Source organism: Pseudomonas nicosulfuronedens, assembly GCF_005877905.1.
GTDB lineage: Bacteria > Pseudomonadota > Gammaproteobacteria > Pseudomonadales > Pseudomonadaceae > Pseudomonas > Pseudomonas nicosulfuronedens.
Genome location: NZ_SWDV01000030.1, coordinates 76,028 through 95,137 on the forward strand (window position 1 = coordinate 76,028; position 19,110 = coordinate 95,137).

The following is a 19,110-nucleotide window of genomic DNA, read 5'->3' on the forward strand; positions in this document are numbered from 1 at the left end:
GTGGCGGCGCCCCTTCGGATAGTGCTCTGCGAAGGCAATGGGCGTGTTGCGTTCACGCCGGGCGTAGGTCTCCAGTAGCGGGTAGCGCCCTTGCTCAGCGGGCGAGGGAAGCTGGCTTGCCAGGCAGCCAGCGCGTGCCGCGCAGCCGTGCGAGCGTCCAGCACAGCGTCGCCAGCATCAGCGTGAGGTGATAAAGGTCCACGCGCGGGATGCCTTGCCACTCGCCCCGACCGGCGATACCCAGGCCGGCGAGAACGAACAGCAGGGCACCGGCCATCGCCAGCGGCCAGCGTTGCGACCGGCTGGGCCAGGCGATGGTGATGAGTGCCAGAAGGTTGCCGGCCAGCGCCAGGTTGTCCGGCAGCCACAGCATCAGCGCGGCGAGGGCGGCCAGTAGCAGATGGCGGGTGACGCCGTGCAGGCTGCCGATGGCGATCAGCAGCAAGGCGATGCGTCCGGAAAGGCTGGTCATCGCCTGGTGCGCCGGCCGTGTCGCTTCCAGGCCGCCATAGACCAGCGCGCCGAGTAGCGCGGTCACGGCGATCAGGGCGAACCCGAGGGCACGCCAGCCGTGTTTATTCTTCAGGCTGTCCAGCGCTGCCCAGAGGCTGGCGGCGCACAGCAACAGCTCGCAGATCACGCTGGTATTCATCTCAGGCCTCCAGCGGTTGCGGTTGGCGCAGCGAACGCAGCAGCATGCCGAGCAGGCCCAGCGTTGCGCCCACGAACAGCGCCACTGCCCAGGCCACCGGCAGGCCCCATTGCAGGTGCGCAAGGGCCACCGGAATGGCCAGCGATCCCAGCCACAGCAGCTGCCAGCGCCCGTTGCCCGGTGCGTTCTCCAGACTACGGCCGAGTACCCAGAGGGAAGCGATGAGCCACACCGCGCCGAGGATTTTCCCGGCCAGCGGCAACTGGTAGGCAAAGGCCAGGAAGCCCATGCCCAGCACCATCAGCAACAGCATCTGCAGCAGGCAGTAGAAGGCCGTGGCGGCGGAAATGCGCGGGCGGTAGATGCGGAAGGCGCTGATGTCATGGGGCGGCTTCGGATCGAGTCGCTGCGCGGCGGCCGGGCGCCAGCCGGGGCGGGCGAACCAGACGCGGATTCGGTCTTTCCAGTTATCGGCCAGGCGGGCGTCGGCGAGCAGGTCGCGGTACTTGTGGAAGTTCGCCTTGAGCGGATCGAAGGTCTTCAGCTGGCCGTGGATGCCATAGATGATCAGCTCTTCCGACTCTGGGCGTTCCTTGGCGAAGGTGCCGAACAGGTGGTCCCAGAGCATCAGCACGCCGCCGTAGTTCCTGTCCACGCAGTAGGCGTTCTGGCCATGGTGCACGCGGTGGTTGGACGGCGAGGCGAAGCAGTAGTCAAACCAGCCCAGGCGGCCGATGTGGCGGGTATGGATCCAGAACTGGTAGCCGAGGATCACCGCGCCGGCGACGATGAACACGGTCGGCGGAATACCGATCAGCGCCAGCGGCCAGTAGAAGAACCAGTTGGTCAGGAAGCCGGTGCTGGTCTGCCGCAACGCGGTGGAGTAGTTGAACTCCTCGCTGGAGTGGTGCACCACGTGGGAGGCCCAGACCAGGTTCACCTCGTGGCCCATGCGGTGGTGCCAGTAGTAGCAGAGGTCGTAGCCGAGCAGGCCGATGGCCCAGACCCACCAGTGTGAGGTGGAGAGGTCGAACAACGCCAGGTACTGGTAGGCGAGCAGGTAGACGCCGAAGTTCAGGGCACGCACGAACAGGTTGATGACCTGGCCGCTGAGCCCCAGCGAGGCGCTGGACAGGCTGTCGGCCAGGGCAAAGGTCTGGCGCCGCCGCCAGAAGCTCCAGAGCAGTTCGACCAGCAGCAGCACGAGGAATGCCGGCACGGCGTAGACGATCATGTTGGGCATGTTCTGCCTCCTTCTTATGATGCGAGGAGGCTAACGCGCTGCCGAGAAGCGGGCGTGATGCAGGGCGCCAGAGCGCATGTCGCGCGACGTCAATCCTCTCGGAATTCGGACGGGTGATGAGGTGGTATAGCGGCGGCCTGGGTTGACTCACGTAGGGCGAATAACCGCTTGCGGTTATCCGCCGTGTGCACAAGGCCTGCAGGCCGGCGGATAACGCTTGGGGCGTTATGCGCCCTACGTCAGTGCCCGGCACCGGGGCTCAGGCGCTGCGCAGGGTCTTGCGGAAGTCTGCCGGGGAGATGCCGCGCGACTGGCGGAAGGCGTGGCTGAAGGCACTGGCCTGGGAGAAGCCGAGCATCAGGGCGATCTCCATGACGCTGGAATCGGTCCGCCGCAGGTAATGATCGGCCAGCTCCATGCGCATGGTTTCCAGCACCTGGGAGAAGCTTTCGCCTTCGGCGGCCAGCTTGCGCTGCAGGGTACGCGGCGACATGGCCAGTTCGCTGGCGAGTGCCTCCAGGCTGACCTCACCGCCGGGCATGTGCTCGATCAGCAGTGCCCGCAGGCGCCCGATCACCGAGAGCGGTGCGTAGGAGCGACCCAGTTGCAGGTCCGCCTCCAGCAGCAGGCTCTTGTGGGTGCGCGGGTCGGCGCCCTGGATGCGTGCAGCGAGCATCGCCTCGGGGAACACCAGTGCGTTGCGCGGGGCGTTGAACTGTACGGGGCAGCCGAAGAACTCGTCGTACAGGGCGGCGTCGCCCTGCGCGGCGTGGATCATCTGCACTTCCAGCAGCGGCGCGCTGCTGCCGATCAGCCAGCGGCCGAAGGCCGTCCAGCCTGCCAGCACGGCGTCCTGCTGGCAGGCGCAGTAGGGTTCCAGTTCGGTGATGCGCTGGTCTTCCAGCAGTACGCGGCCGTCCCCTATGACGATGTGTGTCTGGCTCGACGGGCTGTCGAAGACGATCTTGCCGAAGCGGCGGATCATGCTCATGGACTCGCCCAGGGTGGCGCTGGTCATCGATACCGCACCCAGAACGCCATAGCTGCCGGGACGCACCGCTGCGCCCACCAGCAGGCCGAAGTGCGGCAGGCCGCTCATGCGTACCGACAGCTCCAGCAGGGCCCGCAACTGGTGCATGGGGATACGCAGGATCGGGTCGGCGAGGCGTTCGCGCTGCAAGCCGATTTCGTTCAGCAGCAGTTCGCCGTCACAGCCGTATTGCTCGGCGGTGTTCAGCACGTGATTGACGAAGGCGGCACTGGCGGTGGCGGGATGCATGGCGTGTGGGGCGGTCCGGTGGTCCGGTTGGAGAGCGGGTGCAATCTAGCAAGTCGGGCGCCGCCTAGGCCAGCGGCGTCCGTCGGCACGCTCAGACGCGGCCGCTGACCGGAATCCCGGCGCCGGTGATGGCGGCGGCCGCATCGCCGAGCAGGAAGAGAATGACGCCCGCCAGCTGGTCGGCTGTGACCCAGCGACCGAAGTCCGCCTCGGGCATGGCGGCGCGGTTCTGTGGCGTGTCGATGATGCTCGGTAGTACCGCGTTGACCGTGACGCCCTGGTCCTTCAACTCATCGGCGAGGCTTTCGGTCAGTCGCAGCACGCCGGCCTTGGAGGCGGCGTAGGCGCCCATGCCGAAGCCGGCCCGGCTGGCAGCGCCGGCGCCCAGGTTGACGATGCGCCCGGCGCTGGACTGGCGGATCAGCGGCAGCAGCGCCTGGCAAGCGCACAGGGCGGTGCGCAGGTTGAGGGTGTAGAGGCGGTCCCAGCACTCCACGTCGCCTTCGGCCAGGGTCTGCCAGGCAAAGCCTCCGGCGACGTTCACCAGCGCATCGAGCCGGCCGAAACGTTCGTCGATCAGGCGCGCAGCCGCCTGGGCATCGGCCAGCGAGGCGAGGTCGATACCGGTCAGCAGGAGGGCGCCGTCGGGGGCGCGGAAGTCAACGGGTGGAGTCTCGGCCCGGTCGATCAGCACAAGCTGCGCGCCGGCCTCGGCGGCCTGGATGGCCAGCGCCGCACCGAGGTTGCCGAAGGCTCCGGTGATGGCGATGACGCGCGGGGAAAGCGATGGATGCATGGTGAATAGCGCTCGGTGGTTGGCGTTCTTGTGGGTATGGTGCGAACGCTAATCACCCTGCCGCCGCGCGGCATGTTCCTGCACGCCAGTTTGGATGCGCCAGCGCGTCATCTGCATGAGCGTCCGGTTCAGGCCAGACCGCGCAGGTAATCCCAGGGATAGATGCCACGGTCGTGGCCGTCGTCGAACACCAGTTGCACGCCGTAGCCCTGCAGGTTCAGTTGCTGCAGGCCGACGCCAGCCGTTACCAGGTCGATGCGCCCTTGCAGGCGCGATGCCCGGCATTGCGAGCAAGGGCAGGCGCCGCGCAGGCGGGCGAAGGCGATGCACTGTTCGACGCCGTCGCTCCAGCGGATGCGCAGCTCACCTTCGGCGCTGGAGCGGTGCAGGGCGACTGGGGTGTTCATGCCGATTGCCCCAGCGGCGGCTTTTGCTCCAACTGAGAGAGTGCGATGCGCACGGCCTTGCGGACTTCCGGGTCGCCGTCGTTCTCGGCGTTGCGCAGCGCCTCCACGGCGTCTCCGCTACCCAGCTCGCCCAGGGCCAGCGCGGCCTCCTTGCGCAGGTTGCTGATGCCGTGGCCGAGCACGACCGTCAGGCCTTGCAGCGCCGGTAGGTAACGTAGTTTGCCCAGCGAGCGGGCGGCGCGCAGGCGCACCTGCCAGAAGTCATCCTGCAGCGCCTTGACCAGTGCTTCGCCGGCACCCGTCAGGGCCAGTTTGCCGAGGGTGCCGGCGGCTTCCTCGCGCACCTGCCAGGCCGGATCGGCCAGTGCGGCTTGCAGGGCCGGCAGCACGCTGGCGTCGATGGCCAGGCCGAGGGCGCCGGCAGCGGCGCGGCGGACTTCGGCGTCCGGATCGTCGCGAGTCAGGCGTGCCAGATGGGGCAGGGCGTCGGTACGCTTGAGCCAGCCGAGGATGCCCACGGCTTCACGGCGCACTCCCGCGTCGCTGTCACCCAGCGCAGTCAGTGCAGGTTCGGCGGCATCCTCCAGGCGCAGTTCGCGCAAGGCGCGCAAGGCGCTGCGGCGGACGAAGATATCGCTGTGCGTAGCCCACGGCAGCAGGCGCACGCCGGCTTCGCGGGTCTTCAGTTCGCTCAGGCTCTGGGCGGCAGCCTCACGCACGTCGTTGTCGCTGTCGGCGAGGGCCTGGCAGAGAGCGTCCACCACCTCGGGTTCTTCCCAGGCTTCCAGCAGGCGTGCGGCCTCGGCGCGGACATTGGCGGCTTCGTCACCGCTCAGGGCGGCGGCGAGCCAGGGCAGGCTATCGGGGTCCTCCAGGTCGGCCAGCTCGATCAGGGCGATGCGGCGCACGCCGGGGTCGGCATCCTGCAGGCGCGGTTGCAGGTCGAGGATGTCGGGGTTGTCGGTGCTGATGTGGTAAGAGGGGTTGAAGGCAGTCATATGGCGAATCGCGGTATCCGTTGAAGAGTGGGCAGGCCCAGGGGCGTCAGGCGTGGCAACTGGCGGCCGTCTTCGTGGCGCAGCAGTTCCAGGCAGTGGCGCTTGAGCCGGGAGAATTCAGGCGTGGTGAGCAGGTCGGCGTGGCGCGGTCGCGGGAAGTCGAGACGGATGTCTTCGAGGATGCGTCCGGGGCGCGGGCTCATCACCAGGATGCGGTCGGCGAGGAACAGCGCCTCGTCGATGTCGTGGGTGATGAACAGCACGCTGGTGCGCAGGCGCGTCCAGATGTCCAGCAGCAGTTCCTGCATCATCATCCGTGTCTGCGCATCGAGGGCGCCGAAGGGTTCGTCCATCAGCAGCAGGCGCGGCTGGTTGATCAGCACACGGGCGATTTCCACGCGCTGCTGCATGCCGCCGGAGAGCTGCGACGGCCAGCGCTCGGCGAAGCCGTTCAGGCCCACCAGCTGGAGCATCTCGTCGGCCTGGCGATGGCGCTCGGAGCGGGCCACGCCGCGCATCTTCAGACCGAAGGCGACGTTATCGCGCACGCGCCGCCAGGGCAGCAGGGTGTGGTGCTGGAAGACCATGCCGCGTTCGGGCGAGGGACCGGCGACGCTGGCACCGTCCACTTCCAGCTTGCCGGCGCTGGGCGTCAGGTGCCCGGCCAATGCGCCGAGCAGGGTGGACTTGCCGCAGCCGGACGGGCCCAGCACGCAGACGAATTCGCCCGGCTCGATGGAGAAGCTCAGGGACTGCACGGCCTCGAAGGCGTCGCGGCCGTTGCCCAGGTGGATCGACAGGTCGTCGACGCGCACGCGCCCCGGTGCGCTGGCGGGCAGGGTCATGGCTTGCCTCCGGCCTGACGCTGCCAGGGTGTGACCAGGGCTCCGAGCTGGCGCACCAGCAGGCTGCTGGCCATGCCGAGCACACCGATCAGCAGCATGCCGACCACGATGTCGGGGTAGTTCTGCAAGGTGTAGGACTCCCAGGTGTAGTAGCCGATGCCCCATTGCCCGGAGATCATCTCGGCGGTGACCAGGCAGAACCACGAGGTGCCCATGCCGATGGCCAGGCCGGTGACGATGCTCGGCGCAGCGCCCGGCAGCACCACTTCGCGCAGCAACGCCAGGCGGCCGGCGCCGAGGCTGCGGGCGGAGGCGAGCAGGCGTGGGTCCACCGCTTCCACGCCGTGAATGGTGTTGAGCAGGATGGGGAACAGCGCACCGGTGAAGGTGATGAAGATCATCGACAGCTCGGAGCTGGGAAACATCAGGATCGCCAGCGGAATCCATGCCACCGCGGGGATCGGCCGCAGCACTTCCAGCGGCGGCAGCAGGCTGTCGCGGGCCCAGCGGCCGCGGGCGATGAGCAGCCCGAGGAGAATGCCGGCGAAGGCCGCCAGCAGGTAGCCGGCCAGCACGCGCAGCAGGCTGCTGCCCAGGTGGCGGCCGAGCTTGCTCGATTGCGCGAGGCTCCAGGCGGCATCGAGTACGTCACGCGGGCCAGGCACGTTGGCGAAGGTGACCAGACCGAGGTTCACGTGCCGTGCGCTGAGCACCTGCCAGAGTCCGAGGCAGACCAGCAGCGAGACCAGGCGCAGGCTCCAGCGGGAGAGAGTGGTGGTGTTCATCATCGTTCTCCGTCGAGTCCCGGCGCACGGGGCGCCGGGGATCTACCCGAGTGGCTGACCTCAGCGGCTGGCCACGGCCTGCTGGCTGGCGGCGGCGAAGTCGGCGACTTCTCCGCCGTGTTGACGGGCGAAGGCGTCGGCCTGTTCGCGCAGCAGGAAGGCATCCAGCGCGCCATCCTTGCCGCGCACGAACCAGGCCTGCCCGGCGAGCAGCTTGATACCGCTGTCACTGGCCTGGGCGTAGACGGCACGGATGTCCTTGCCTTGCTTCTTCAGCTCGGCGAGCTGCCCCAGCGCTTCCCTGGCGGTGGCGTAGCTGCGTACCTTCGGCTCGCCGCGTACCCAGATCTGCGCGACCTTGCGGGTATCGCCGATCGGCTTGCCGGTCAGCGCGTCGTTGCCCAGCAGCGGCTGCTGCGCGTAGTTCTTCAGCGCCTGGTCATAGTCGGCGCCGGACGCCTTGAAGGCCGCGCGGATATAGCGGTCGTCGACGAACTGCTCGACGTTCAGCCCGCGGTCGGCCTTCTTCAGCAGCTTCAGGGTGTCGATGGCGGTGGCGACGGCCTGGCGGTATTCCGGCTTCCAGGTCAGGTCGCGGGTCTGCAGGCCGAGCGGACCATGGAACAGGTAGTTCACCTCGGCGGGGATGCCGGCGACCTTCTCGATCAGCTCGCTGTATTTCTCCGGGTCCTTCGCCAGCAGCTGGTTGGCCTCGTAGGTTGCGCGCAGGTAGGCCTCGACGATTTCCGGGTACTGTTGCGCGTAGTCGGCTTCCACCAGCGCGCCGTGGAAGGTCGGCGCCTTGGCTTGCGATCCGTCGTAGATCTTGCGGGCGATGCCACGGCTTTCGAACAGCTCGGCAAAGGGCACGAAATCGGCGTGGGCGGCGATCTTGTTGGCTTGCAGCGCGGAGCCGGCGACTTCCGGCGGCTGCGCGATGATGGTGACGTCCTTTTCCGGGTCCCAGCCCTGGGCGGCGATGGCGCGCAGCAGCAGACCGTGGGCGGTGGAGGCGAAGGGCACGGAGATGGTCTGGCCCTTGAGCTCGGCCAGCGACTGTACCTTGGACGAGGCGGGCACGACGATGCCGTTGCCGCTGCCCTCGATGCTGCCCGACAGCACGCTGATGAACAGGCTGCGCTTGCCGGCGGCCTCGTGGGCGACGCCGTTGAGCGAGCCGGGGAAGTCGGCCATGGCGCCGAAGTCGAGCTTGCCGGCGACCATCTCGTTGGTCAGTGGTGCGCCGCTGGTGAAGTTCTTCCACTGCACATCGTACTGCGCGTCCTGGTACTTGCCGTCGTGGGGCAGGTACTTGTCGAGCAGGCCGAGTTCGCGGATCAACAGGCCGCCGGCGGCGCAGTTGATGGTGGTGTCCTGGGTGCCGATGGCTACTCGGATGGTCTCGGCTTGAGCGGTGGTAACGCTGGCAATGGCGAGCGCGAGGCCGGCCAGGGTGGTGCGCAAGGTCATGGGTGTTCCCCTCGAATCATGAGTGTTGGAATCGTCTCCGCCGCAGGCCTTGCGGTGGGAAACGAGGGGCAGTGCATCAGGCGTCCGGCGGTGGGGCCGGATGGCGTTTCTTATGTGAATGATGGGTATCGCTTCGCTCCACGCCATCCTACGAAGCACCCGTAGCCTGGGTGGAGCACAGCGATACCCGGGTTGAGCGCAAGCTCAACGCAGCAGGTAGGGAATCTCGACGCGCACCGCACCGGTCGGGCAGTCCTTCTCGCAGGGCATGCAGTACCAGCATTCGTCGAAGGCCATGTAGGCCTTCTGGGTAGCGGGGTTGATTGCCAGCAGGTCCATCGGGCAGACCTCGACGCAGACGGTGCAGCCCTTGTCGGCGATGCACTTGTCCTCGTCCACCGTCACCGGGGCGCTGGAGCGGAAGAAGACTTCCTGGGGTTGGTAGGCCATGGCACGCGGTCCTCATCGTGTTGCTTTGCCGGCCGTCATGGCGGCGGGCTGGTTGTTCGGGCGAAGGTTCGGTGCGGTGGCTCGAGACCTTCTCCCCAGCCCTCTCCCTGAAGGGAGAGGGGGGCGTTCGGAGTCGTGGATGTTTCTGTGTTCGTCGGCTGGCTCCGTGTTCACTGCTGGCGCCGATCGGGCTCCCTCTACCGCCTGCGGGAGAGGGCGGGGGGAGAGGGGCTCTGCGGTCAGTCGGAAATCATCAGGCCGCCTCGCTCTTCACCCGCAGCTTCTCGTAAGCCTGCTGCTCGTCCTCATCCAGCGCGATCACATAGGGTTCGATGGGTTTCTTGAAACTGGTCATCTCGCCGTCCTCGCCTTTCTTCAGATGGGCGTGGCAGAACCAGTCGGCGTCGTTGCGCAGCGGGTAGTCCACGCGGTGGTGGTACAGGCCCCAGCGGCTTTCGGTGCGGAACAGCGAGGCGCGGGCGGCCATCTCGGCGCAGTCGCGGATCACGCTGACTTCCATGGCGCGCATCAGCTCGTGGGGGTTGTTGGCCTTGAGCTGGTCGAGGTCACGGGCGATCTCGGCGAAGCGCTGCAGGCCGATCTCCATCTTCTTCGTCACCTTGGGCGGTTGCAGGTAGTCGTTGACCATGCGTCGCAGCTTGTACTCGACCTGCGCCGGCGGCAGGCCGTGCTCTCGCTTGAGCGGGGCGAAGACGCGTTCGCGTTCGCGTTCGACCTGGGTGGCATCGACCTCGCTGAACTCGCGGCCGGCCACGTATTGCGCAGCATTGGCGCCGGCGAACCAGCCGTAGGTGAAGGCGCCGAGCATGTAGTTGTGCGGCACGGCGGCCATGTCGCCGGCCGAGTACAGGCCCTTGACGCTGGTTTCGGCCTTCTCGTTGACCCAGACACCCGAAGCCGAGTGGCCGGAACAGAAACCGATCTCGGAGATGTGCATCTCCACCATCTGCTGGCGGTAGTCGGTGCCACGGTTGGCGTGGAACTGGCCGCGGCTGGGGCGTTCGTTGCTGTGGAGGATGTCCTCGATGGTCTGGATGGTTTCCTCGGCCAGGTGGTCGAGCTTGAGGAATACCGGGCCGTTGCCGCCTTCGAGTTCCTGGTGGAACTCCCACATCATCTGGCCGCTCCAGTAGTCGCACTCGATGAAGCGCTCGCCCTTGCTGTTGGCGGTGTAGCCACCCAGCGGGCCGGTGACGTAGGCACAGGCCGGGCCGTTGTAGTCCTTGATCAGCGGGTTGATCTGGAAACACTCCAGGTTGGAAAGCTCCGCCCCCGCGTGGTAGGCCATGGCATAGCCGTCGCCGGCGTTGGTGGGGTTCTCGTAGGTGCCCATCAGGTAGCCGGACGAGGGCAGCCCCAGGCGACCGGCAGCGCCGCAGGCGAGGACCACGGCCTTGGCGCGGATCACCTGGAACTGCGCGGTACGGCAGTCGAAGCCGAGCAGGCCGTTGACTGCGCCATCGGCGTCGGTCAGCAGGCGGGTGACCACCAGGCGGTTGGTGATCTCGATGCGCGCGCGCTTGAGCTGCCGGTACAGCACCTTCTTGATGTCGTGGCCCTCGGGCATGGGCAGCACATAGGCGCCCATGTGGTGGACCTTCTTCACTGCGTAGTCGCCAACTTCGTCCTTCTCGAACTTCACGCCCCAGCGGTCCAGCTGCTGCAGGGTCTCGAAGCTGTGGGTGGCGTAGGCGTAAACCGCCGCCTGGTTGACGATACCGTCGTTGGCGACGGTGATTTCCTTGGTGTACTGCTCGGGCGTGGCGTGGCCGGGAATGATGGCGTTGTTCAGGCCGTCCATGCCCATGCTGATGGCGCCGCTGCGCTTGACGTTGGCCTTGTCCACCAGCAGCACGCGCAACTCGCGGTTGGCTTCCTTGGCCTTGATCGCGGCCATCGGGCCGGCGGTGCCGCCGCCGATCACCACGATGTCGTAGGCGAGTTCCTTGTCCTCGGGAACCTGGGAGAGGTCGAACTGGCTCATGAATGCTGTCCCTTGTGGCGGTCGATGCGCAGGCGGTACTGGAAGGCATCGCCACGGTAGTAGAGGTGTTCGTAGTCCAGGGGGGCGCCGTCTGCGGTGTGGGTCAGGCGCTCGATGCGCATCACTGGCGAGCCTTCTTCCACTTCCAGCGCGCCGGCCAGTTCGGCGTCGGCGAGGATGGCGTCGATGGCCAGATCGGCGTGGCCCAGGGGCAGGGCGCAGTCGTTCTCGAGGATCAGGAAGATGTCGCGGCTGACCAGGTCGGCCTTCTCCAGGCGCTTGCCGACGTGCTCGGGCAGCCAGGTGATCTCCAGCGACACCAGCTCGCGGTTGACCAGGCGGGCACGCTTGATCTGCACCACGTTCTCGCCCTCGGCAACCTGCAGGCGGGCGGCGACCTGGGCATTTGCCGGCACGGTCTTGAAGCTGCGCAGGCGGTTGATCACCTCGTAGCCGCGCTGGGTCATGGACTCACCCAGGCCTTGCAGGGTGCTGACGTTCTGGAACGCCTTGGGCTTGGCGACGAAGGTGCCCTTGCCATGGATCTTGAAGATCAGCCCCTCCTTCTGCAGGTCGCCCAATGCCTGGCGCACGGTGATCCGGCTGACCTCGAAGGCCTTGCCCAGCTCAGCCTCGGAAGGCATGCGGCTGAGCGGCGGATAGCTGCCGTCGAGGATGCGCGTGCGCAGGATTTCCTTCAGCTGGCTGTAGAGAGGAACGGGAGAGAGGGGGAGTAGTTCGGCCATAGTTCATAACTTGTTATGACGAGTTGCCGAAAGGATAAAAGGAATAATTGATTCAGGACAAGAAACGATTTCGCATAAGCATAGAAAGCGCCGGTTTCATGGAATTTCACAGGCCGGATGTTTTGTAGGAGCGAGCTTGCTCGCGAACAAATTATCCGGGTACTCCGGCATTAGGCGGTTCGCGAGCAAGCTCGCTCCTACAGGTTCAATGGCACTCGCGCAGAAACTCCTGCTCCGTAGGGCGCATAACGCACCAGCGTTATGCGCCCTACGCTGGCTTCAGAACGGCCGGCTGCCGGACAGGCTGATGCGCTTCAGGCGGCGCTTCTCGCTGGCCGGGAAGGCGTTGCGCCCGTGCAGCACGGCCTGGTTGTCCCACCAGACGATGTCGCCGACCGACCATTTGTGGCTGTAGATCAGCTCGGGTTTCTGCAGATGCTCGCGCAGCTTCTCCACCAGCGCCGCGCCCTGCTGCGGATCGGCGCCGGGGATTTCCACCTCGGTGTGCACGGAGAGGAACAGCACGCGCTTGCCGCTCTCCGGGTGCGTGCGCACCAGCGGGTGCTCGGTGCCCTGGATGGGCTCGATGTCCGGGGTGCGGTAGCGCACGAAGGTGCCGTTGTAGCCGCCGCTCTTCAGGCGGATGAAGGGGTTGTAGTTGATCAGCCGCAGCGGATCGATCTCGGCGCGGGTCGCCTCATCGAGCGTCTGATAGGCGCGGGCGAGGTTGGTGAACTGGGTTTCGCCGCCGGTCCTGGGTACCTCCAGCGCGTAGAGGAAGGAGCCGGACGAGGGGAGCGGCGTCCACTGATGGTCGACGTGGGCCGGCAGGGCGAAGTTGCCCAGCTCGCCATCCTCGGTGTTGGCCACCTTGACGATGTCCGGCGCCTTGCCATCAGCGCCGGAGGACAGCACCGGTACGTCCGCTGGGGGCTGGAACACCGCACCGAACAGCGTGGCGAAACGCAGGTATTGCTGATCGTCGAGTTGCTGGTCCTTGAAGATCAGGATGTGGTGCTCACGGTGGGCCTGCTTGATTGCCAGGATCTGTTCCGGCGTCAGTGGCTCGCGGGCGTCGAGGCCGCGTACTTCGGCGCCCAGTGGGGCGTCGAGGGGGACGATGGCGAAGGGTTCGGCGGTGGAGTGTTTGAGGGCGGATTGGGTCATGCGTTGGTGCTCCATTCAGGCATGGGTGGCCCTCTCCCTAACCCTCTGCCTGAAGGGAGAGGGGACTGGATCGGAGCCAGGTGAAACCGGGGTGCAGGCCGGCAAACGAGGCAACAGGACTGCACGCGAAACTCGCTTCACGCGGAAGCTCCCTCTCCCTTCAGGGGGGGGACGCCTAGTTAGAGGGCTGGGGAGAGGGTGAATGGCAGAGGACCATCAAAGCTTCTTGATCGTCCGGCTGCGCTGCCCGTCGACACCCACCGGCACATCGCCGTCGAGGGTCACGCGGCGCACGATGCGCGGTTGGGTACCGTAGTCGTCCACGGCGTAGTGCTGGGTGGCGCGGTTGTCCCAGATGGCCACGTCGCCCGGCTGCCAGCGCCAGCGCACGGTATTTTCCAGGCGGGTGACGTGGCTCTGCAGCACGGCGAACAGGTGCGCCGAATCATGCTGCGAGAGGCCCTTCAGGCGCTTGACGAAGTGCCCCAGCAGCAGCGTCTTCTCGCCGCTGACCGGATGCACGCGCACCACCGGGTGCTCGGTCTCGTAGACGGTGGAAGTGAAAATCTTGCGATATTCCTCCAGGCGCGCCGGGTCGACATTCGGTCGCACGCTGGCGTAGTCGTATTCGTTGCTGTGTACCGCCCAGAGGGAATCGGCCAGCGCCTTGAGCTCCGGCGCCAGGTCGTCGTAGGCAGTGGCAGTGTTGGCCCACACGGTGTCGCCGCCAGACTCCGGGGCCACCACGTTGCGCAGGATCGAGGCCTTGGGATAGGCATCGACGAAGGTCACGTCGGTGTGCCAGGAGTTGGCGCGGCGGCCCTGGGCACCGTCCAGTTCCAGCAGATAGTGCGTGCCTTCCTGCACCGGGACGGTGGGGTGTGCCACGGGTTTGCCGAGGAGCTTGGCGAACGCCTCCTGGCCCTGGTCATCGAGGTGCGTCTGGTCGCGGAAGAAGATCACCTTGTGCTTCACCAGTGCGGCCTGGATGGCGTCGGTGGTGGCGGCGTCCAGCTCGCCGGACAGCTTCACGCCGCGAATTTCGGCGCCGATGCGCCCGGCGACCGGGTGGATGTCCAGGTTGGCGAGGTCCTGCTTGATAGCTTGTGCTGCGTTGCTCATCTCATCGTCCTCTTGCTGTGGCAATAGCGCCGCGCCCGTCAGCGCGGCGGATGGGGATCAGAAGTCGTATCGAACGGAGGCGCCCAGGGTGCGCGGCTGCCCTACCGAGGCGGTGTAGGAGCCGTTGATGCTGGCAAAGGCGGCCAGGTAGTAGTCCTTGTCGAAGGCGTTCTTCAGCCAGACCGAGGCGTCCAGCTGGCCGTCATCGAGGTCCTTGCGCAGGCCGACGGAGAAGTTCGCCAGGCCGTAGCCGTCGATCTTCGAGAGGTCGGAGTTGTCCAGCGTGCCCTCGGCCTCGGAGCGGTAGGAGTAGCTGCCGGTCACGTAGGGGCGGATGCCGTCGTCGAGGTTCCAGGCGTATTCGCCATTGAGGTTGGCGATCCACTTGGAGGCGCCGACCACCCGATCCCCAGTGAGGTCGCAGGTGGCGGGTGCATTGGCTTGAGTGGAGACTTCCGCCGGGCACGGGGCGTCCTTGAACGAAAGGTAGGTGACGTCGTTGTAGGAGCCGTTGAAGTTCAGCGTCAGGCCACGGATCGGCAGGGCGGTGGCTTCGAACTCCAGGCCGCGCGAACGCACGCTGCCGGCGTTGGAGAGTACCGAGACCAGCTGGGTCGAGCCCGGCGGCTGGTACAGGGTGGTCGCCTGGTAGCCGTGGATGCCGGTCCAGAACAGGTTGGTGTTCAGTTGCAGGCGGTTGTCGAACAGAGTCGTCTTGATCCCCAGTTCGGCGTCATTGGCGCGCTCCGGGCCGACCAGCAGGGAGTCGGCGCCGGCCGTTGGCGCACTGGCCACGGCGAGGTTCACACCGCCGGACTTCTCGCCGTGGGACAGCGAGGCATAGCCCAGCAGGTCGTCGGTGAACTGGTAGCTCAGGCTCAGCAGCGCCGAGGGCGCGAAGCTGTAGAGGCTCAGGTCGCCCGAGTCGTAGGCGCCCAGCTGGTTGCGCCGCACCACCGCGCCGACGCCGGTAACCGGTGCGCCACCCACCGGATCGAAGCGTTCGACCTTGGCGTCCTTTTCCTCGTAGGTGCCACGCAGGCCGGCGGTGAAGTCCAGCTTGTCGGTGAGGTGCCAGGTACCCTGGGCGAACAGCGCGAAGCTGTCGGTTTCGATCTTGCCGTTGGCCTTGGAGTAGGTGTTGTTCAGGGCGTTGAGGTTTGCCCCGAGCAGGTAAGGATCGGCGAGCGGGCCGTAGTCGGTGAAGGTCTTGTTGCCCAGGTTCTGGTTGAACGCGTAGGCGCCCAGCACGTAGTCGAAGAAGCCACCGGTAGGCGAGGCCAGGCGGATTTCCTGGGAGAACTGGCGGTCGTGGACTTCGACCCCGGTGTTGTTGATTGCCGAGACGTTGAGCTGCTCGTCGTTGGCCGGGGTGAAGTGCCAGTAGCGGTAAGCGCTGATGGAGGTCAGCTTGTAGCCGCCATTGAGGTTCCAGTTGGCCTCCACCGAACTGCCGCCCTGGTGCACGCTGACGTGCTGGCGGCTGTTGATGTTGACCTTGTGCCGGTCCGGATCGCGAATCGGCGAGGCGCCCACCGCGGCGGCGCGCTGCCAGAAGCGGTCGGCGGCGCCATACACCACCATGCTGCCGTTGCTGGAATCCTCCTCGTTGTAGTCGTTGATCCAGCGCAGGTCGAAGTCTTCGTTGGGCTTGAACAGCAGTTGCCCGCGAATGCCCTGGCGCTCGCCGCCGTTCAGGTAGTTATCGTCGTGGACGTTCTTGATGTAGCCGTCGTCGCGGGTGCGGTAGGCCGAAACGCGCCCGGCCAGGGTATCGGTCAGCGCGCCGGAGACGGTGCCCTTGCCCTGGAAGTAGCCGTCCTGGCCGCCGGAGACCTCCACGCTGCGTTCCGGCGTGAAAGTCGGGGCGCGGGTGCTGATGTTCAGCACGCCGGCCGTGGTGTTCTTGCCGAACAGCGTGCCCTGCGGGCCGCGCAGCAGTTCCAGTTGCTCGATGTCCAGCAGGTCGAATACCGCCATGCCCGGACGACCGAGATAGACGTTGTCCAGGTAGACCCCGGCGCTGCCTTCGAGGCCGTCGCTGGCCGGGTTGTTGCCGATGCCGCGAACCGCGATGCTCGACTGCCGCGCGTGGATGAAGGCGACGTTCACGCTGGGCAGGATCTGCTGCAGATCCTGCACCTTGTAGACCCGCTGGGTTTCCAGGGTCTCGCCGCCGACCACGGTGATTGGCGTCGGCACCTTCTGCGAGTCTTCCTCGCGGCGGCGGGCAGTCACGGTGACCTTGCCCAGGGTGGCGTCGGCCTTGGCCTGCGCGGCGCTGACGGGCTTGCTGGTTTCACTGCCGGTGGTGGCGTCCTCGGTTTCCTCAGCGAGCACGGGCAGGGCGCCGCCCAGGGCCAGTAGCAGGACCACGGCGTAGTCCGGAGCCCGCAGCCGGCGCGGTTTGAAGGGGAAGGGCGAGTGTCTCGAAGTCATGCTGTGTCCTTGTCTCTGCACGCTGTTCGCGGGCAAAAGGGGGCCGCGCCAGGCAAAAGTGGCGAACGACGTTTTTCGTTGTGGGTGGGTGCGGCTTTGCTGTCAGCGACAGCGGGACAGGCACATTCGCGAAGAGAGGCGGTGCAAGGCTGGCATCGGGCGACTCCTGGTCTGAGCTATATTCTTAGTTCATAAAAGAATAGATGTTTGTTTTATTCTTCGTTGACGGAATAAGAGCTTGCATTTAAAACCAGCGCATAACGAGCGGCAAATGCCTTTGCCCACTATTTTCAATGCCGGAAATGCATCATGGATCTGCGCCAACTCCGCTACTTCATCGCCCTCAACGAACACCGCAGCTTCGTTCGCGCCGCCGACGCCATGGGCATCACCCAGCCGGCGTTCAGCCGCAGCATCCAGGGCCTGGAGCAGGAGCTGGGCTGCCGCCTGGTGGACCGGGGCAGCAAGGACCTGCGCCCGACCCCCGAGGGCCAGGTGGTGTTGCAGCACGCGCTGAGCCTGGTGCAGGGCGCCAACAACCTGAGCCACGCGGTGGCCCGGCTGAACAAGCTGGACTCGGGTGAGCTGCGCTTCGGCAGCGGGCCGGCGCCGGCGCAGAAACTGGTGTCCGATGCGGTGTCACGTTTCGTCCAGCGCTACCCGCGCATCCATATCCAGTTCGGTGTTGACAACTGGGAGCGCCTGGCACGCAGTCTGAGTCGCGAGGAGATCGAATTCTTCGTCGCCGATATCCGCCATTTCGAGGCTGACCCGAACTTCCAGACCCGCGCGCTGAAGCCGCGCAGCGGGCTGTTCTTCTGCCGCGAGGGGCACCCGCTACTGGCCAAGGAAAGCCTCTCCACCAACGACATGTTCGCCTACCCGCTGGCGGCCACGCTGATCCCGCCCAGCGCGCGGAAGATGCTCGCCAACCTCAGCGGCAAGATCGACATCAGCACCAACGTGCAGTGCGAGGACATGGCCTCGCTGGTGCGCATCGTCAGCCAGACCGATGCCATCGGCATCGCCGTGGAGGAGGCGCTGAGCGAGCCGATGGCGCGCGGGGAGCTGGTGCGCCTGCACTTTCGAAACCTGCCGCAGAACGTCGATATCCTCCAGGCCCGCTGCGGTATCGTCACCCGCAGCGGCGACCGCCTCTCGGCGGCGGCGCGGGCGATGATCGAGCTGCTGGTGGACCTGGATGCGGGGGTGGAGAGCGAGGTGGCGTGAGGGGGGGCTCCACTGGCCAATGGCGAATCAACGGTAGCGATTATCGGCAGGGACTGTCCGGGCGGATCAGTCGGCTTGCCTGCAAGGGGCGACAGATGAGAGGGTCTGATCGTACCGCCCGGAACCTTTCATGGACGCCTGCAATGAGTTTCTCGTTCCGCCCCGCCTGCATCACCGATGTGCCCTACGTCCAGCGAGGCGAGGAGGCCTATATCCGCCAGTGGGAGCCTGCCCACGAGGCGCGCTGGCGAGAAGACTTCGACCGGCACCTGGCGCGCTGGCTGGAGCACTTCGAGCGCCTGACCATCGCCGAGCATGAAGGCGAGAGTGTCGGCTACAGCCTCTGGTTACCCGAAGAGGGCAGCGCGGAGCTCTGCACTTTGGGTGTCAGCGTGGCGTGGCGGGGAAAGGGTGTCGGTGCGGCGCTGTTGCAGCGCTATATCGCCGATGCCCGGCAGGAAGGCTACACGCGATTGAAGCTCAGCGTGCGCCCGGACAACCCGGCGCGGCGCCTGTACGAGCGAGCCGGGTTCGAGCCGCAGGGCAGTGACGCCCTGGGCTATCGGCAGTACGAGTTGCGCCTGGACTGAGGCGTCAGACCCACTCGGTGCTGCGCTTGCGGCGCACCCGCAACATGGTTGGCAGGATCAGCCCGGCCAGCAGGCCGGCGCCGGCAATGCTGCCGCCGTAAGCCATGTAGCGCATCAGCACCTGTTTGTTCTCATCGCCCAGTTGCGCCTGCGCATCGCGCAGTTGCGAGCGCGCCTGGCTCAGTTCGCCGTCCAGGGCAGTGCGCGCGGCCTGCAGTTCGTCGATGAGCTTCTTGCGCGCGTCCAGGGTTTCCTGCATGCCCTGCACGCGGTTCTTCCAGCTGTCGTCGATGGTCTGCAGCTGGGTGGTCAGCTCGGTGACCTTTTGTTCCAGGGAGGGCAGGCGCTCGGCCTGGCCCGGCTTCTCCTGCAGGTCCTTGCTGGCGATCCACACGGTGTTGCCACTGTCGCTACGCACCTGGCTGTAGTCGCCGGACGTGCTGACCAACTGGACCTTCTGCCCGGAGGTCAGGGTGCCGACGATGCGGTAGCCGTCGGTAGGGCCGCTGCGCACGTAGGTGCTCAGGCTGTCGTTCACCCAGCGCGCGTTGCTGGCGGGCTCCTCGGCCTGGGCCGGAGCGCCGGCTGCCAGCAGGCCGGCGAACAGGCAGGCACCGAGGGCGCGGGTCTGGAGGGGAGAAACTCGTGCGGGGAAGCGACGCGATAGGGACATGGGCAATCTTCACATGACTTGGAACGAAACCCGCCTTGCGGGAGCGAAAACGCCGGCCGGGCGATTTATTTGAAACGAAGGATTCAGAGCTGTCCGGGTGGCCAATGGCCAGGGATCCCACCCGGTGGGCCGACAGCACACAGACAGTTGTCGGATGCCGAGAGTTCACCGGTGGGAAATTGCGCGGATGAGTGGTGAGAAATTGCTAATGAT

The 19,110-nt window shown here is 66.3% G+C and carries 17 protein-coding genes and 1 pseudogene; 2 read left to right on the forward strand and 16 right to left on the reverse strand.

The window, feature by feature from the left end; all coding sequences use genetic code 11:
- Positions 1–94: 94 nt before the first annotated feature.
- The 15 genes and pseudogenes from FAS41_RS21485 to FAS41_RS21555 form a co-directional block, all read right to left on the reverse strand.
- Positions 95–652: a hypothetical protein gene (locus FAS41_RS21485; protein ID WP_138525454.1), complete on the reverse strand. Its 558-nt coding sequence runs from the start codon at positions 650–652 to the stop codon at positions 95–97.
- 1 nt (position 653) lies between these two features.
- The gene (locus FAS41_RS21490; protein ID WP_138525455.1) at positions 654–1,895 is read right to left on the reverse strand and encodes a sterol desaturase family protein; all 1,242 of its coding nucleotides are present in this window, start codon (positions 1,893–1,895) and stop codon (positions 654–656) included.
- A 259-nt stretch (positions 1,896–2,154) separates the two neighbouring features.
- Positions 2,155–3,174, reverse strand: coding sequence for an AraC family transcriptional regulator (locus tag FAS41_RS21495; RefSeq protein WP_138525456.1), 1,020 nt, complete (start codon positions 3,172–3,174; stop codon positions 2,155–2,157).
- 91 nt (positions 3,175–3,265) lie between these two features.
- Positions 3,266–3,970 (reverse strand): SDR family NAD(P)-dependent oxidoreductase, encoded by a 705-nt coding sequence (locus tag FAS41_RS21500; protein ID WP_138525457.1) that lies wholly within the window; start codon positions 3,968–3,970, stop codon positions 3,266–3,268.
- Positions 3,971–4,098: 128 nt separating this feature from the next.
- On the reverse strand, positions 4,099–4,377 hold the full coding sequence (locus tag FAS41_RS21505) for a DUF971 domain-containing protein (RefSeq protein ID WP_138525458.1): 279 nt from the start codon (positions 4,375–4,377) through the stop codon (positions 4,099–4,101).
- Positions 4,374–5,375 (reverse strand): HEAT repeat domain-containing protein, encoded by a 1,002-nt coding sequence (locus tag FAS41_RS21510; RefSeq protein WP_138525459.1) that lies wholly within the window; start codon positions 5,373–5,375, stop codon positions 4,374–4,376. The genes FAS41_RS21505 and FAS41_RS21510 overlap by 4 nt, the downstream gene beginning before the upstream one ends.
- Entirely contained in the window at positions 5,372–6,220 is an 849-nt protein-coding gene (locus tag FAS41_RS21515) for an ABC transporter ATP-binding protein (RefSeq protein ID WP_138525460.1), read from the reverse strand. Before FAS41_RS21515 ends, FAS41_RS21510 begins: the two co-directional genes overlap by 4 nt.
- On the reverse strand, positions 6,217–7,005 hold the full coding sequence (locus tag FAS41_RS21520; RefSeq protein ID WP_138525461.1) for an ABC transporter permease: 789 nt from the start codon (positions 7,003–7,005) through the stop codon (positions 6,217–6,219). Before FAS41_RS21520 ends, FAS41_RS21515 begins: the two co-directional genes overlap by 4 nt.
- Positions 7,006–7,065: 60 nt before the next feature.
- Complete coding sequence (locus FAS41_RS21525) at positions 7,066–8,475, reverse strand: ABC transporter substrate-binding protein (RefSeq protein ID WP_138525462.1); 1,410 nt, start codon at positions 8,473–8,475, stop codon at positions 7,066–7,068.
- A 204-nt stretch (positions 8,476–8,679) separates the two neighbouring features.
- A complete protein-coding gene (locus tag FAS41_RS21530) occupies positions 8,680–8,925 on the reverse strand; it encodes a 4Fe-4S dicluster domain-containing protein (RefSeq protein WP_138525463.1) in 246 nt (81 codons plus the stop codon).
- Between the two features lie 253 nt (positions 8,926–9,178).
- Positions 9,179–10,930: a fumarate reductase/succinate dehydrogenase flavoprotein subunit gene (locus FAS41_RS21535; protein WP_138525464.1), complete on the reverse strand. Its 1,752-nt coding sequence runs from the start codon at positions 10,928–10,930 to the stop codon at positions 9,179–9,181.
- Entirely contained in the window at positions 10,927–11,676 is a 750-nt protein-coding gene (locus FAS41_RS21540; protein ID WP_138525465.1) for a GntR family transcriptional regulator, read from the reverse strand. Before FAS41_RS21540 ends, FAS41_RS21535 begins: the two co-directional genes overlap by 4 nt.
- A gap of 279 nt (positions 11,677–11,955) precedes the next feature.
- Entirely contained in the window at positions 11,956–12,843 is an 888-nt protein-coding gene (locus FAS41_RS21545; RefSeq protein ID WP_138525466.1) for a TauD/TfdA dioxygenase family protein, read from the reverse strand.
- Between the two features lie 216 nt (positions 12,844–13,059).
- Positions 13,060–13,965, reverse strand: a complete 906-nt coding sequence (locus tag FAS41_RS21550) for a TauD/TfdA dioxygenase family protein (RefSeq protein WP_138525467.1) — start codon at positions 13,963–13,965, stop codon at positions 13,060–13,062.
- A gap of 57 nt (positions 13,966–14,022) precedes the next feature.
- A pseudogene (locus FAS41_RS21555) lies at positions 14,023–16,366 on the reverse strand (TonB-dependent receptor); the annotation flags it as partial.
- 347 nt (positions 16,367–16,713) lie between these two features.
- Between FAS41_RS21555 and FAS41_RS21560 the strand changes: the two are divergent.
- Both FAS41_RS21560 and FAS41_RS21565 read left to right on the forward strand, forming a co-directional pair.
- Complete coding sequence (locus FAS41_RS21560) at positions 16,714–17,634, forward strand: LysR family transcriptional regulator (protein ID WP_138525469.1); 921 nt, start codon at positions 16,714–16,716, stop codon at positions 17,632–17,634.
- A gap of 143 nt (positions 17,635–17,777) precedes the next feature.
- Positions 17,778–18,224, forward strand: a complete 447-nt coding sequence (locus FAS41_RS21565; protein WP_138525470.1) for a GNAT family N-acetyltransferase — start codon at positions 17,778–17,780, stop codon at positions 18,222–18,224.
- Positions 18,225–18,228: 4 nt separating this feature from the next.
- Here the strand turns inward: FAS41_RS21565 and FAS41_RS21570 are convergent, their stop codons facing one another.
- Positions 18,229–18,897, reverse strand: coding sequence for a TIGR04211 family SH3 domain-containing protein (locus FAS41_RS21570; RefSeq protein ID WP_138525471.1), 669 nt, complete (start codon positions 18,895–18,897; stop codon positions 18,229–18,231).
- Between the last annotated feature and the right edge of the window lie 213 nt (positions 18,898–19,110).